Annotated in this window: 10 protein-coding genes; 5 read left to right on the forward strand and 5 right to left on the reverse strand. The window is 70.5% G+C overall.

What is annotated here, in order from left to right:
* Window positions 1–186: 186 nt before the first annotated feature.
* A complete protein-coding gene (locus OG792_RS02025; RefSeq protein ID WP_329111054.1) occupies window positions 187–1,794 on the reverse strand; it encodes a GMC family oxidoreductase in 1,608 nt (535 codons plus the stop codon).
* A 694-nt stretch (window positions 1,795–2,488) separates the two neighbouring features.
* Between OG792_RS02025 and OG792_RS02030 the strand changes: the two genes are divergently transcribed.
* From OG792_RS02030 to OG792_RS02045, 4 genes are all read left to right on the forward strand, one after another.
* Entirely contained in the window at window positions 2,489–3,103 is a 615-nt protein-coding gene (locus OG792_RS02030; RefSeq protein WP_329106794.1) for a DUF2306 domain-containing protein, read from the forward strand.
* Between the two features lie 47 nt (window positions 3,104–3,150).
* A complete protein-coding gene (locus OG792_RS02035) occupies window positions 3,151–4,173 on the forward strand; it encodes an alcohol dehydrogenase catalytic domain-containing protein (protein WP_329106796.1) in 1,023 nt (340 codons plus the stop codon).
* 339 nt (window positions 4,174–4,512) lie between these two features.
* Entirely contained in the window at window positions 4,513–5,832 is a 1,320-nt protein-coding gene (locus tag OG792_RS02040; RefSeq protein WP_329106798.1) for a nucleotide disphospho-sugar-binding domain-containing protein, read from the forward strand.
* A 326-nt stretch (window positions 5,833–6,158) separates the two neighbouring features.
* Window positions 6,159–6,845 carry an alpha/beta hydrolase gene (locus OG792_RS02045; RefSeq protein ID WP_329106800.1) on the forward strand — a complete coding sequence of 229 codons (687 nt, stop codon included), beginning with the start codon at window positions 6,159–6,161 and terminating at the stop codon, window positions 6,843–6,845.
* A gap of 130 nt (window positions 6,846–6,975) precedes the next feature.
* Here OG792_RS02045 and OG792_RS02050 read toward each other — a convergent pair whose 3' ends face one another.
* Window positions 6,976–10,194, reverse strand: coding sequence for a ThuA domain-containing protein (locus tag OG792_RS02050; RefSeq protein WP_329106802.1), 3,219 nt, complete (start codon window positions 10,192–10,194; stop codon window positions 6,976–6,978).
* Between the two features lie 331 nt (window positions 10,195–10,525).
* Between OG792_RS02050 and OG792_RS02055 the strand changes: the two genes are divergently transcribed.
* Complete coding sequence (locus OG792_RS02055) at window positions 10,526–11,668, forward strand: nucleotide disphospho-sugar-binding domain-containing protein (RefSeq protein WP_329106803.1); 1,143 nt, start codon at window positions 10,526–10,528, stop codon at window positions 11,666–11,668.
* A 3-nt stretch (window positions 11,669–11,671) separates the two neighbouring features.
* Here the strand turns inward: OG792_RS02055 and OG792_RS02060 are convergent, their stop codons facing one another.
* Genes OG792_RS02060 through OG792_RS02070 form a run of 3 tightly spaced genes read right to left on the reverse strand, consistent with a single transcriptional unit; the run spans window position 11,672 to window position 14,839 of the window.
* Window positions 11,672–12,775 (reverse strand): Gfo/Idh/MocA family oxidoreductase, encoded by a 1,104-nt coding sequence (locus tag OG792_RS02060; protein WP_329106806.1) that lies wholly within the window; start codon window positions 12,773–12,775, stop codon window positions 11,672–11,674.
* 45 nt (window positions 12,776–12,820) lie between these two features.
* Entirely contained in the window at window positions 12,821–13,855 is a 1,035-nt protein-coding gene (locus tag OG792_RS02065; protein WP_329106808.1) for an alpha-ketoacid dehydrogenase subunit beta, read from the reverse strand.
* A 3-nt stretch (window positions 13,856–13,858) separates the two neighbouring features.
* Window positions 13,859–14,839, reverse strand: coding sequence for a thiamine pyrophosphate-dependent dehydrogenase E1 component subunit alpha (locus tag OG792_RS02070; protein ID WP_329106810.1), 981 nt, complete (start codon window positions 14,837–14,839; stop codon window positions 13,859–13,861).
* Between the last annotated feature and the right edge of the window lie 126 nt (window positions 14,840–14,965).

The raw sequence follows: 14,965 nt of genomic DNA on the forward strand, positions 1-14,965 counted from the left end.
TTCGTCGTCGGCCTCCCGGCAGCACGACGGTCGTCCCGGCCCGGCGGCCGGGAAGCCGAACGGGCTCGGCGCGGCCAGCACCACCGGTCGCTCAGCGAACGGCCCGGGGGCGGCGGTTGTCCGTCGCACCCGGGCCGTCGAGATATCAGTAGTAGGTTCGGTACCCGCTCGTGGGATTGCCGGGTGTCACGCGCTCCGGCTCGCGCCGCTGGCGGGCTGGCCGGCGAGGGCCGCGGTCGCCGGCGACAGTGGCGTCGCGCCGCTGATCAGGTCGGCCGCCTTCTCGGCGATCGCGATGACCGCGGCGTTCGGGTTGCCCCGGACCGGAGCGGGCATGACCGACGCGTCCACCACCCGGAGCCCGTCGATCCCCTGGACTTTCAGCTCGGCGTCGACCACGCTGCCCATCGCGCAGGTGCCGCCCGGGTGGAAGATCGAGTGTGCGTACTGACGGATGTACGTGCGCAGGTCGGCGTCGGAATCGGAGGCCGGCGGCTCGAACGTACCCTCGGTGTAGGGCTCCAGCGCCTTCTGCCGGGCGATCTCCAGGCCGATCCGGATCCCCGCGATCGCGACCTCGACATCCGCGTCCTCGGAGAAGTAGTTGTGCACGATCTTCGGCTTCGCCGTCGGGTCGTCCAGGGCGAGCAGCACGCTGCCCCGACTGCGCGGGGTGAGAATGGACGGGCCGAACGAGAAGGCGTGCTGGGTGGGGGTGCCGAGGCCGCTGTCGGCGAACATGACCGGCGCCCCGAGGTATTCGACATCCGGTGCGGGAAGGTCGGCACTGGTCCGGACGAAGCCACCGGACTCGGGGCCGTTCGAGGTCAGCGGGCCCCGACCCTCCTCCATGAACTGGGCGACGTTGGCCGGCTCACCCGCCACCAGCAGGCTGATCGGGTGCGAGTGGGTGAAGATGAGCGGCACCAGCGCGTGGTCGTACAGGTTCTGGCCGACCAGCGGCTGATCCAGGGTGACCGGCACGCCCAGCGCGTTCAACAGCCAGGCGGGACCGATGCCCGAGAGCATCAGCAGCTGCGGCGAGTTGTACGCGCCGCCGGCGAGGATGACCTCCCGCCGCGCCTCGATCGTGATCTCCTCTTCCAGCCGGCGGCCGACCACACCGGTGGCGCGGCCCTGGTTGATGAGCACCCGGTGCACCTGGAGGTTCGACTGCACGGTGAGGTTCGGCCGGTCCAGCGCGGGGTGCAGGAACGCGGTCGAGGTGCTCACCCGCTTGCCGTCGCGCTGGGTCACCTGGAAGAACCCGAATCCGTCCTGCTCGGACCCGTTGAAGTCGGGGTTGACGGCGTACCCGGCCTGGCTGGCGGCCTCGACGAACGCCGCCGACATCGGGTTTTTCGCCCGCCCCTCGGAGACGGTGAGCGGCCCGCCGACCGCGTGGTACGTGGACTCGCCCCGCTCGTTGTCCTCGGAACGCTTGAAGTACGGCAGCAGGTCGTCGTAGCGCCACCCCGGCTGGTTCCACTCGTCGAAGTCGAGCCGGTTGCCGCGGACGTAGACCATCGTGTTGATCGAACTCGTGCCGCCCAGCACCCGACCACGGGGCAGGTAGATCCGGCGGCGGTCCAGGAACGGCTCCTCGTGGGTGCTGAAGTCCCAGTCGAGTTCCGTACGGAACAGCCGGCCGAACGAGGCCGGCACGTGGATGTTCGGCGCGGTGTCCCTCGGGCCAGCCTCGACCAGGCACACCGTCACCGAGGGATCCTCGCTCAGCCGAGCCGCGAGTACACATCCGGCCGACCCGGCACCGACGATCACATAGTCGTACATGTGCTCCTCCATCAGTCGAGCTCCGCAGGGACGAGCCAGCGGGTTGGGTGGTTGGTTGGCGAACACGGCCCACTCCCCGGGCCGCTCGTCCGCGAGATGGCGCTCGCCGGCTGCATGCGGATTCGTCGGAGCGTGCCCAGGCCCGTCGGGCCCGACGTTGCCATCGTCTTTGGATATTGACCCACCCGCATCTCTACGATTGCGGTCTTGGCGAGGCGCGCCGCTGAACCGATCCGGGTCCGCGTCCGACGGCGGGAGAGCGGGCAAACGGTGGCCGATGGTCGCCGTCGGTTCCGCCGCCGCCCCTGCCGCCGGGTGCCGGGTGCCGGGTGCCGGGTGCCGGGTGCCGACGATCCTAGGCCCGACACCGATCGACCGCCATCACATTGAGCATTTTCGAAGGAGCTTCGTCCGGCCCGCCTTGTCATTCTTGATGGGCCGTCCGGCGGCCACCCCGCCGGCACGCGTCGAACGTGAAGTCGATCAGTCCGACGATCGCTGTCGGAGGTTCTTTCTTGCTGCTCAAGCACCTCAGACGAACAGGGGAACAACCGTGACGCAGCCCCCGGCAATCGGTGTCTCTACGAGGGAAGCCGATCCACAGTCGACGGAACCGACACCGGACGGCAGAGCCAGCTCCCCGCCGGTACGTCGGCGGAGCTGGTGGCGCCGTCCCTGGATCCTGCCCGTCGCGGTGATCGCGTACCTCTTCATCCTGATGTTCGTTCCGGCGTACCTGACCTTCGATCCCAGCCAGGCCCGGGTGAACCTGCGCGAGGACGTACCGTGGCACTACGGGGTCCTGGCCGCGCACGTCATCTTCGGCACGGTGGCGATGGCGACGGTGCCGTTCCAGTTGTGGCCCCGCTTCCGGCAGCGCTTCCCGGCGGCGCACCGCTTCATGGGTCGGGCCTACGTCTTCGTGGGAGTGATCCCGTCCTCGCTGCTGGCGTTGGCGATCGTGCCGTTCGCCGCGGGCCCGGCGGGTAACGCGATCGGGGCGCTGCTCTGGCTCGCGGCCAGCCTCTACGGCTGGCGGATGGCCCGCCTGCGTCGGTACCAGCAGCACCGCCGGTTCATGATCTACAGCTTCGCGCTGTGCATGCAGATCATCGAGGGCCGAGTCATGGTGCTGACCATTCCGCACCTGCCCGGATTCGACCCGTCGTCCTTCCCCCTGCTGCTGGAGACGGCCAGCTGGATCGGGATCGTGCTCAACCTGCTCGCCGCCCAGTGGTGGTTGGAGTGGACCGCCCGCCGGAACAAGGGCTCGTTGGCGCCGGCCCGGGTGGGCACCTCGACCCGCTAGTCGCGTCAGGGTGCGGCGGGTGACCGAACAACGAAGGCGGTGGAATCATGCAGGCAGCGGTCGTTCCGAAGGTCAACGCCAGGTGGGAGATCCAGGAGATCCCGACTCCCCGACCGGGTCCCGGAGATGTGCTGATCCGGGTGCACGCCTCGGGTATCTGCGTCAACGACGTGCTGGCCACCCGGGGTGTCATCCCCTTCCCGGCCGTCACCCCGGCGGTGACCGGGCACGAGCCGGTCGGTGAGGTCGTCGAGGTCGGCGCCGGGGTCACCTCCCGGGCGGTCGGGGACCGGGTCGGCACCACCTGGGTACAGGCCACCTGCGGTCGCTGCGACTACTGCCGGCTCAACCTGCCCGTCTCGGGACAGGCCGCGATGAACTGCGTGGCACCCCGTACGACGGGGTTCAGCGTCGCCGGCGGTCATGCCGAGTACGTGGTCGCCGCCGCGGACGCGACGGTGCTGCTGCCGGACGGGCTCGCGTACGAACTCGCGGCGCCGATGATGTGCGCGGGTTACACGAGTTGGAGCGCGCTGCGCCAGAGCGAGCCGAAGCCGCACGAACGGATCGCCGTGCTGGGCGTCGGCGCGCTGGGGCACCTGGCGGTGCAGTTCGCCCACGCCTGCGGGTACGAGACCATCGCCGTCACCCGTTCTCCGGACAAGCACGAGGTCGCCAAACAGCTCGGTGCCGACATCGTGGTGAGCGACGGGGCGGAATTGCGTGACGTGGGCGGCGCCGACGTCATCCTGGAAACCTGCGGTTCCTACCAGGCCGCCTCCGACAGCCTGCGCGGCCTGCGGGTCGACGGTCGACTCGTGCTGGTGGGCCTGGACAACGCCGCCGGATTCAATCTCGCGCCGGAGCGGACCAAGCCGTTCTTCACCCAGCGGCACCGCATCATGGGTGCCACCCACGGCGGGTTGCGTTACCTCACCGAGGCGCTGCAATTGGTCGCCCGTGGCCGTTGCACGCCGGTGGTCGAGACCTTCACCAAGGACCGGATCCCCGACGCGCTCGACCGGGTGGCAAACGGCGACGTGCGCTTTCGTGCCGTAGTGACCTGGTGATATCGGTAGTCCCGGTTCGTCCCGGTCGCGCCGATGACCAGAAGTGCAATCTCAAAGATGCGGATTCGTCCCGGCCCGAGCGCCGCCCGGCGGCGCGGGTCCACGGTGGACGGCCGCGAGCGGCCTACCGTAGGCGGGAAAGCTGACTGGCGGATTATTTCTCGGCAACCGAGGCCGCTAAAGGGTTGACCGGGGCGGCGGGGCATGTTATGGAGCGATGATCATGGATATGACGTATGGTGGTACGGCGCCCCGGCGATGCCACCACGCCGCACATTCCGGGGACACGTCGCTCCGGCCTGGTCATACCAAAGCCACGTCGCAAAAGGGAGAATTTTAATGCGAGTCATGTTCGCCGTCTGGCCCGCCATTGCGCACCTCTATCCGTCGGTGACCCTCGCCTGGGCCTTCAAGGCCGCCGGACACGAGGTGTGCGTCGTGTCCGGACCGGCGGTCGTGAAGCACATCACCGAGGCCGGTCTGACCGCGGTGTCGCTCGGCGACGACCTACCCGAGACGGTCGGCGCCGGCAGCGCGGAGCTGAGGGGCCTCGCCGCGGAGCGGTACGGTGACGCGGCGAGCCAGCTGGCCATCGACGATCCGGGCGAGGCGTACGCCTGGGACTTCTTCCGGATGTTCATGCTGCCGTGCATCTGGAACTTCCACCCTGTCGACGACGCGACGGCGGTGCAGGACTCCGGGGTGGAGAACTTCGTCCGGCTCGCGCGCGGCTGGCAGCCGGACCTGATCGTCTGGGAGCCCTGCTGGCCTTCGGCGGCGATCGCGGCCCGGGCCAGTGGTGCGGCGCACGCGCGCCTGCTGTGGGGTCACGACATGTTCGCGGCGAGCTATGACCGCTGGCAGAAGGCCCGCCAGCTGCCCGGCTCCACGTTGGGCGAGGACCCGCTGACCAGCGCCATGCGGCCGCAGGCCGAGCCGTACGGGTTCGAGGTCGACGACGAGTTGCTCTTCGGGCAGTGGACGATCGACCCCACTCCGGCCGGGATGCGCCTGCCGACCACCCGTTCGGCGCTGTCGGTGCGGTGGGAACCCTACAACGGCACCGCCGTCATGCCGGAGTGGTTGTACGACAAGCCCAGCCGACCGCGCGTCGCGCTGTGCCTGGGCGCCTCCATGCGCGAGTTCGGCAAGGGCGCGGAGGACCTCCAGGCGGCGGTCCGTTCCCTGGTCACGGACATGTTCGAGATGGTGGCCGACCTGGACGTCGAGCTGGTGGCGACGCTGAACGAGTCGCAGCTTGAGGGCGTTCCCCGCGTACCGGACAACGTGCGCATCGTCGAGTACATCCCGCTCGACCTGCTGCTGCCCACCTGTTCGGCATTCATCCACCACGGTGGCCTCGGAACCTGGGCGTCGGCCATTCCGTTCCAGGTGCCGCAGATCATTCCGGTCGAGCTGTGGGGCATCGAGTCGCCGGTGACCGGTCCTTACATGGCCGCCCGTGGTGCCGGTGTCGCGCTCGACCGGTCCACCCAGTCGGTGGAGGACATGCGTAAGCAACTCATCCAGGTGCTGGAGGATCCCTCGTACCGGGAGGGTGCGGCTCGGGTGCACCAGGAGTGGCTCTCGGCGCCGAACTCGCACGACATCATTCCGATCCTGGAGCGGTTGACCGCGCATAACCGCAGCCGCCCCTGACGCGTCGCCGATCAAGCCGCGTCGCCGATCAAGCCGCGTCGGGGACCGACCGGTAAATGCCTCTAGATCGTTTCCGGGTCACCTGTACCGGGCGTTCTGGAGGCATTTTCGGTGGTGGGCCGGCTCCTTTCGCCGGGCCGGACACAATCGACGTACGCGATGAGAATCGGCCGGGTCGACGTACGGGCTGTCCGCCTGGCGGTGCCGGTGAAGTGCGATAGGCTCGGGCGGATCACGTCGGCGCGATATCGGCGGGCCCAACGTGTGCTCCCCGGCCTGCTGGGCGCGGTTGCCGACCGTTCGTCTACCCTGGAGGATCGCTGACTATGGCGACGTACGTGTTGATTCCGCCGGCCGGGAATGGTCCCTGGTATTGGCAGCCGCTGGAGGCCGAACTGCGGGACAAGGGCCATGAGGTGGTAGTGGTTGATCTACCATGCGACGACGATTCGGCCGGGCTGGCCGAATACACCGACGTCGCCGTCAAGGCGATCGGTGATCGCACCGACCTGGTGGTGGTGGCCCAGTCCTTCGGGGCGTACACCGGTGCGTTGGTCTGTGACCGGGTGCCGGCGGACCTGCTGGTGCTGTTGACGCCCATGGTGCCGGCGCCCGGCGAGTCGCCCGGCGAGTGGTGGGGCAGCAGCGGCTACCCGCAGGCCCGGCAGGCGCAGGCCGAGCGGAACGGCTGGACGCCCGAGCAGGACCAGGATCCGAATCTCATCTTCTTCAACGACCTGTCGCCGGAGCTGGTCGAGGCGTCCGCCGAGAACGCCCGGGAGCAGTCCGGCACGCCGTTCGAGAAGCCGTGGCCGCTCGACGCGTGGCCGAACGTGCCGACCCGGGCGCTGATCTGCCGCGATGACCACTTCTTCCCGGTCGATTTCCTCCGCCAGCTGGTCAAGGACCGGATCGGCATCACCGCCGACGAGATGGGTGGGGGCCACCCGGTTGCCCTGAGTCGCCCGAAGGAGCTGGCCGACCAGCTTGAGGCGCTCCGCCTCAAGGCATAGGAAGACCAGGACCTCCTGCCGGACGGTCAACGAGAGCCGGCAATCCCCGGAGAGAACGAGAGCCGGCATCCCCGGAAAGGACGCCGGGCCAGCGAGCGACCCGCTGGCCCGGCGTCCTTTCCCCGGTTGGTCAGCCGCCCACGCCGGGACCGTCGAACCGGATGCTGTCCAGATTGAACAGTCCGCCGCTCGGTCCGGTGAAGATCAGGTACAGCGGTTCCGTGCCGCCCGGATCGGTCAGCGGTGCGATCGGCAGGTCGACGAAGGCGTCCGGGCCGCCGGTGGCGGGGACGTCCACGGTCAGCACCGTCGGCCCACCCACCTCGTGGTTCTGGACGACGATCTTCCCGCCGGGCGCGGTGGCCGACACCCGCAGCCCGATTCCGGTGACGCCGCTCAGGTTCACCGGGTCGATCTTGATCCAGTCGGCCGGATCGATGTCACCGACGTACGCGCCACCGCTGGCGGCGCCGTGCGGCACCACCCGTACGCCGAACGCCTCCACCACGGACTCGGCCTCCCGCGACATCGGTTGCAGGACGTGTCGCGCGGTGCCGGTGAGCCGGGGCGCGGCCCGGTTACCCCGGTCGGTGTAGCTGGCGGTGATCACGCCGGCGGTCGTACCCGGGGTCCGTGCCCCCGGGGTGTCGATCACCCCTGCGCAGCCGGTGGCCCGGCTCAACGGCGGACCGTCCGCCAACCGGTACTCGACCACCACCCGGTCACACCAGCCCCCGGTGTCCTCCGGATCGCTGACCGAGACCCGGTACGGCACCCGGTCGCCGGCGGCGAGCAGCCCGCCGTTGACCGGGGCGGTCAGGCTCACGGCCGGGCGGGTGTTGCCGGCGGTGACCGCCACCCGCGCCGTGCCGGTACGTCCGGTCGGGTCGGTGACGGTGAGCCGCGCCTGGTAGCCGCCCGGCCGGGGGTAGCGGAAGGTCACCGGCCCGGCCCCGGTCGCGTCGGTACGCCCGTCGCCGTCGAAGTCCCAGGAGTAGCGCAACCGGCCACCGTCCGGGTCGTACGAGCCGGCGGAGTGGAACGTCACCACCTGCCCCACCGGCCCGCTGTCCCCGTCGACGGTCGCGGTGGCCAGTGGTGCGCGGCGGCCCTTCGCGTAGTCGATCCGGTAGAGAGCGGAGTCGGTGCCGGCCCGTCCGCGATCCAGCACATAGAGCGAGCCGTCCGGCCCGAACTCCAGGTCCGTCGGCGCGGTCAGCCGCAGCTGGTTGCCGAACGGGAGGATCTCGCCCCGCCGGCCGTCCGTACCGACCCCGATCTCCTTGATCCAGGCCCGGTCCCGGTCGACGGCGAAGGTCCGTCCGTCGTACGAGCGGGGGAAGCCGGTCGGCGACGACAGGCGCGGATCGAAGCGGTAGGTCGGCCCGCCGATCGGGGCCTCGCCACCGTTGCCGAACGGCGGCGTCGAACCGCCGGTGGTGAACTCGGGAACCGAGAGGCCGTCGTAGCTGATCCACGCGCCCTGCGCGGGCGGCAGGCCGACCAGCCCGGTGTTGTGCGGGCTGGTGTTCACCGGTGCCGCGCAGTCGAACGTGCCGCCCGACCCTCCGGTGGCGAAGTCGTGGTCCCGGTAGCCCTGGTTCGCCCCGACGCAGTACGGCCACCCCAGGTTCGCCGGACCCTTGAGCAGGTTGAACTCCGCCTGACCGGCCGGACCACGGTCGGCATCGGCGGCACCGGCGGCCGGGCCGGCGTCACCGAGCTGGATCCAGCCGGTGGCCGGGTCGACGGTGAAACGGGACGGGTTGCGCAGGCCCATCGCGTAGATCTCCGGCCGGGTCTTCGCGGTGCCGGCCGGGAACAGGTTGTGCGCCGGGATCCGGTAGCCGCCGTCCGGCTTCACCGTGATCCGCAGCAGCTTGCCGCGCAGGTCGTTGGTGTTGCCGGCGGTGCGCTGGGCGTCGTAGACCGGGCTACGGCCGGGCCGTTCGTCGATCGGGGTGAACCCGTCCGAGGCGGACGGGTCGGTGTTGTCGCCGGTCGACAGCAGCAGGTTGCCCGCCCGGTCGAAACCGATGTCGCCGCCCGCGTGGCAGCAGAGCCCACGGTCGGTCGGGACCCGCAGGATCTTCTGCTCGTGCCGGAGGTCCAGCCGGTTGTCGCGGCCCAGGGTGACCCGCGAGAGCTGGTCGTAGCCCTGGTAGCGGGCGCGTAGCAGCGGGTTCGCGTCCGCCGGTACGTCGCCGGCCGGGGTGTTCAGCGGCGGCGCGTAGTACAGGTAGACCTGACGGTTGGTGTCGAAGTCGGGGTCGAGGGCGATCGCGTACAGGCCGTTCTCCCGGTGGGTGTACACCGGCAGCTTCCCGGCCAGCGTGGTGTTCCCGTTCGGGGTGGTCAGCCGTACCTCGCCGGTACGCGCGGCGTGCAGCACCCGCCGGTCCGGCAACACGGCCAGCGCGGTCGCCTCGCCGATCCGCGCCCCGCCCTCGGCGAGGGTCACCTGCTCGAACGCGTTGTCGCTGTCGGTGTTGCGGCCCGAGCAGTCGCCCGCCGCCCAGCCGGCCGCGTACGAGATGCCGCCGAGCAGGTGGCCCCGGAACGCCGGGTCGGCGTAGCTGCCGACGCTGTGCCCGAGGTTGGTGTACCAGGAGCGGCCGCCGGCCACCTCCCGGCACCAGGTGACCGGGTGATCACCCATCGCGCCGGTGCCCGGGTCGTAGCTGGACTCGTCCAGCGAGGCGAGCACGTGCACGTCCTGCCGGGGGCTCTGGTAGAAGTTCCACCACTCCTCGGCGAACGCCCACTCCGCCGGCAGGGCGGTGGTCGACGGGTGCCCGCGATCCTCGACCCGGATCAGCGCCGGCTGGGTCTCGGGAAAGGCGGGCTGGGCCGGGTGCGACTCGTAGAAGCTGCCCATCAGGTCGTTGTAGAACCACGGCCAGTTGGTCTCCATGCCGCCGGGGCCGTGCACACCGGCGTACCCGCCGCCGCCCCGGACGTAGCGTTCGAAGGCCGCCTGCTGGTCGCGGTCCAGCACCACACCGATCGCGTTGAGCCAGATGACCGCGTCGAACCGGGCCAGGTTGGCGTCGGTGAACGCGGACGACTCCTGGGTTTCCTCCATGGTGAAGCCGTTCTGCTCACCCATCTCCCGGATGGCGGCGAGACCGTACTCGATGGAGGCGTGGCGGAGGAAGGGGCCGGTCTGGTGGAACACCAGGATCCGGTCGGTGCGCCCCGCGCCGGACGGGGCAGGCGAGTCCGCCGAGGCGGGAGTCGGCTGGAAGCCGCCGCCAAGGGTCAGACACAGCGCCACCACGGCCGTCGCCAGTCGACGGCGCCCGCTGGCGGACGGATGTCCTCGGTTGCTGCTGCTCCCTTGCACCATGACTCCTTACTCTCGCGATCTTTCTGTCGCCCCCCTGTCTAGCGGCGTGCGGCCGGGTTGTCTTATCCGATCGTGCTCGATCAAAGCGGGCCCCGGCCGCGACGGTCGCGGCCCGGACCGCCGGTGCGAGCTGGGGACCCACAGGAGCGACGGTCATCGGGTACGCGCGAATCACGGTGCCCAGGAGGGCACGGTCGAAGAAGTCACGGGGTGGGTTGCCGGTACATGCTTGCCTGGCCCGGTCAACAGCCGGTGCGACGTGCTCCGGAGCCCGAAGCCGGGCCCCGCCATCGCAGCCGACCCCGGTCGGCCCCTCACGAGGGGAGGCACCGTGCGGATTCTCTTCACCACCGTGGCGCTGTCCGGCCACTTCTTCCCGCTGGTACCACTGGCCTGGGCCGGCCGGTTGGCCGGTCACGAGGTGCTGGTGGCGACCTCGGACCGGTTCGTACCGGTGGTACTGCGGTCCGGGTTGCCGGCGTCCTCGTGCGGGCCGGACGTCGACTTCGTCGAGCTGGCCGCCGCCGCGACCGGGCACGGGCCGGACGACCGGCGGTACGCCCACGGTCGCGCGTTCGGGCAGCTCGCCGAGGCCCGGTTGGCGCACGTACGGGAGCTGGTCGAGTCCTGGCAACCGGACGTGGTCGTGTCCGAGCGGGCCGAGTTCGCCGGGCCGCTGGCCGCCGCCGCGCACGGCATCCCGCAGGTGGAGATGCACTGGGGCGTCCCGGAGCTACCCGAGTACCGGGCGGGTGCGCAGGCCGAACTGCGCGGGGTGCTGGCCGACCTCGGTCGGGACACGCTGCCCCGCCCCGCGCGGGTGATCAACCCGTGGCCGCCGAGCCTGCGGCTGCCGCACACCACCGAACACCAGGGCATCCGGTACGTGCCGTACAACGGCGACGCGTACGTGCCCCGCTGGGTGCTCGAACCGCGCGAACGGGCGCGGGTCTGCCTGACCGTCGGCACGCTGGTGCCGCGGCTCGGCGCGGACACGGTGCCGGGGCTGGTCATCCCGGTGCTGGAGGCCCTGGCCCGGCTCGGGCTCGACGTCGTCGTCGCGGTCGACGACGATGTCGTCAACACCTGGCCACCGTTGCCCACCGCGGTCCGGCACGCCGGCCGGCTGCCCCTGGCCCAGGTGCTCGGAGCCTGCGACGTCGTGATCCACCACGGGGGACAGGGCACCGCGCTGACCGCGCTGGCGAGCGGTGTGCCGCAGCTCGTCCTGCCCCAGTTCGACGACCAGGCCGACAACGCCCAGGCGGTCGTGGCATCCGGCGCCGGGCTGAGCCTCGCCCCCGGCAACGCCACCGCGCAGACGGTCACCGAGTACACCCGTGAGCTGCTGGGCACGGTCGGATTCGCCCTGGCCGCGGCCGAGGTCGCCGACGAGGTCGCCGCGCAGCCCACCCCGGCGGAGATCGTCGACCGGCTGCCGGAACTGGTAGTCGCGGCGGCCCTGCCGAGCTGACGATCAGCTCGACCGTACCGGCTCGCCGAGTGCGACCGAGGTTCCGGTCCGCGCCGACTCCAGCAGCGCGTCCAACACACGGGCCGTGGGCATCTGGTCGTGCAGGAACGACCCCACCGCCAGCGCCTCGCGCTGGTCGTCGAGCACCGCACTGACCAGTGCGCGGGCCAGTTGGACGAACGAGGACTTGAACACGGACGTACGGTTGTGCACCTCGTCGGGATCGACACCCTCGGGCCGGTCGACCGTCCGGTGCCCGCCCGACGTGGTCAGCCGCAACTTGTCGGTCAGGCTGAAGTGCGCCTCGCCGGCGCTGCCGAGCAGGTCGACGTCGAACAGGTTCTCGGACGCGGCGGCGGCACTCGCGGAGAGCAGCGCGGTGACGTCGCCGACCCGGTGCACCGACGAGAACGCCGAATCAGCGCTCACCCGATGCGTTCGTCCGGCCGAGTCGCGCCGGGTCGGCACCACGACGTCCAGGGTGCCGAAGACGGTGTCGGTGGACGCGCCGCCGAGCAGGAACTCCACCAGGTCGACCAGGTGGGAGCCCATGGCGAGGCGTACGCCGCCGCCGCGCTCCGCGTCGAAGCGCCACGAGTACGGCACGTCCGGCGACAGCAGGCCCACGCCCTGCTGGTGGATGCGCAGGTGGTACGGCGTACCCAGCTCGCCCGAGGCGATGCGGTCGCGCAGCACCCGCAGGTAGGGATTGAACCGGAGCTGATGGTCGACCAGCACTATCTGGTCGGCGGCGGTCGGAATCTCCAGGAACTTCGCCAGCTCCTCGGCGTCGTGCGCGGCCGGTTTCTCCACGATCACGTGCTTGCCGGACGCGGCGGCGGCCAGGTAGTGCTCGTAGTGGTACTGGTTCGGCGACGCGACGCAGATGACGTCGAGCGACGGGTCGGCGCACAGCTGTCGGTAGTTGTCGTACGCGGTGGGAATGCCGGCCGCCGCGGCCACCTCGCGGGCCCGGCCGGCACTGCTACCGGACAGCGCGACCACGTCGGCCCGTCCGGTGGCGGCGAAACCCGGCAGGTACGTCCGGATACCGACGCCCGTGCCGATCAGGCCGACCCGCAGGCGCCGCCCACTCGTGCTGCTCAATGTCGTCCCCTCGTCGCTCCGACCGCCGGTGGCCCGGTGAGCCGCTCAGTACGGGCCGATGAAGTCGCGTGCCAGTTCATCCAACTCGACCGAGACCTTCTGGTCCATCCCCAGTACCTCCAGGCACGCCTTGGCGATCGCCTCGGCGTCGGGGTTGAACGCCTGCTCCAGTGGCCAGGACACCGGTGCCGGGCTGTCCGGCAGGGTCACCCGGCGCACCGGGGCGCGCAGCGATCCGAGTACGTTCTCCGCGACCACGGCGGCCACCTCGGCGCTGAATCCGTACCGGGCCCAGCTGGTGTCGGCCACCACCAGGTGCCCGGTCTTCGCCACCGAGGTACAGATGATCTCCTCGTCCAGCGGGCGGATGCTGCGAACATCCACCACCTCGGCGTTGACGCCCCACTCGGTCAGCGCCTCGGCGGCCCGCTCGGCCTCGCGGACCATCAGCGAGGCGGCCACGATGGTGATGTCCTGCCCGGCTCGGGCGATCCGACCCACGCCGAAGGGAACCGCCACCGGCTCCTCGGGCACCTCACCCTCGACCTCGTACAGACCTCGGTTCTCCAGCAGGACCACGGGGTTGTCCCCCTGAAGGGCGCTGATCAGCAGCCCCTTGGCGTCCGCCGGGGTGGCCGGGGTGGCCACGTACAGGCCGGGGAAGTGCCCGAAGATCGACTGGAGGCTCTGCGAGTGGGTGGCTCCCTGGCCCCAGCCGTGGCCGACCACACCACGCAGTACGACCGGCACGCCGCCCTGGTTGCCGTACATGTAGCGCCACTTCGCGGCCAGGTTGAAGATCGCGTCCATGGCCAGGAACATGAAGTCGTCGCGGGAGTAGACCACCAACGGCCGCATCCCCCTCGACGCCGCCCCGACGGCGATCCCGGCGAAGGCGTTCTCGCAGTTCGGGGTGTCGTGCATCCGGGTCGTCCCGAAACGTTCGGTGGGGGCGACGGTCGTACCGTAGATGCCCTTGCGGTCCGCGATGCTCTGGCCGGCGACGAAGATCCGTGGGTCGGCCTCCATGCATTGCAGGGTGGCCTCGCCGATCGCCTCGGAATACTTCAGCTTGCGCATGTCTCACGCCTTCCCGCTGGGTCCGTACGCGCCGACGAGCAGGTTCTCGATCGCCGGGAACGGGCTCAGCTTCGCCTTGGTGATGGCCTGCCGCACCTCGTCCCGGAACTCCTGTTCCCAGGCGGCGACCTGATCGTCGATGGTGGAGGTTCGCTCCCGGACCACTTCGGTGGCCCGGCGGATCGGGCAGCGCTCGATCCACGAGTCGACCTCCGCCCTGGTCCGGAAATCGACGTCGTAGTCCCAGTTCGGGCCGACGTGCTCGCGCCAGCGGTACGTCTCCAACTCCAGGAAGTACGGACCGTTGCCGGCCCGGCACCACTCGGCGGCCTGCTCGGCCGCGGCGCGTACCGCCAGGACGTCGTTGCCGTCGACCCGCTGGGCCGGCATGCCGTAGCCCCGGGCCCACCCGGTGATGCTGTTCCCCGGCGGCTGCCGGTACTCCAGCGGCGAGGACAGCGAGTAGCCGTTGTTCTCGCAGACGAAGATGATCGGGACGTGCCGGACCATGGCGAAGTTCAGCGCCTCGTGGAACACGCCCTCCTCGGTCGCGCCGTCGCCGAAGAAGGTGGCGACCACGCCCGGCGAGCCCTCCAGCGCCATGGCCCACGCGGCACCGGTGGCGACCGAGATCATCTCGCCCAGGATGGCCGACGAGGCACCGAACCCGGCCTCGGTGTCGATCAGGTGCACCGAGCCGCCCCGGCCGTGCGTGCAGCCGCTTTCCCGGCCGTACAACTCGGCCACCATGGCGGACAGGTCGCCCCCCTTGGCCAGGTACTGGGCGTGGCAGCGGTGGCTGCTGTAGACGAGGTCGCCGCGGCCCAGCGCGGCACACACGCCGACCGCCGCGGCCTCCTGACCGATGGACAGGTGCATCGGCGTACGCATCTCCTGCTCGTCGCGGTAAACCTCGGCGAGCGTCTCCTCAATGCAGCGGATGCGTACCATTTCGCGCAGCAGTTGCGCTGTGTCGACTGTCACTGGCTGACCCCCATTCTGGTGCCCGATCCGGCTGGGTGGACGGATTCCGGCGCGACGTGCGGGTAGATCGTCATCCTGAATCTTAGGAATCCGGATCGTCGGCCAAAACCCCTATCAACCCTTGTT

The organism is Micromonospora sp. NBC_01699 (assembly GCF_036250065.1).
Taxonomy (GTDB): Bacteria; Actinomycetota; Actinomycetes; order Mycobacteriales; family Micromonosporaceae; genus Micromonospora_G.

Coding starts and splice junctions, on each gene's coding strand:
- OG792_RS02025 (WP_329111054.1), bottom strand. CDS start 1,794: ATGTACGACTATGTGATCGTCGGTGCCGGGTCGGCCGGATGTGTACTC.
- OG792_RS02035 (WP_329106796.1), top strand. CDS start 3,151: ATGCAGGCAGCGGTCGTTCCGAAGGTCAACGCCAGGTGGGAGATCCAG.
- OG792_RS02040 (WP_329106798.1), top strand. CDS start 4,513: ATGCGAGTCATGTTCGCCGTCTGGCCCGCCATTGCGCACCTCTATCCG.
- OG792_RS02045 (WP_329106800.1), top strand. CDS start 6,159: ATGGCGACGTACGTGTTGATTCCGCCGGCCGGGAATGGTCCCTGGTAT.
- OG792_RS02050 (WP_329106802.1), bottom strand. CDS start 10,194: ATGGTGCAAGGGAGCAGCAGCAACCGAGGACATCCGTCCGCCAGCGGG.
- OG792_RS02065 (WP_329106808.1), bottom strand. CDS start 13,855: ATGCGCAAGCTGAAGTATTCCGAGGCGATCGGCGAGGCCACCCTGCAA.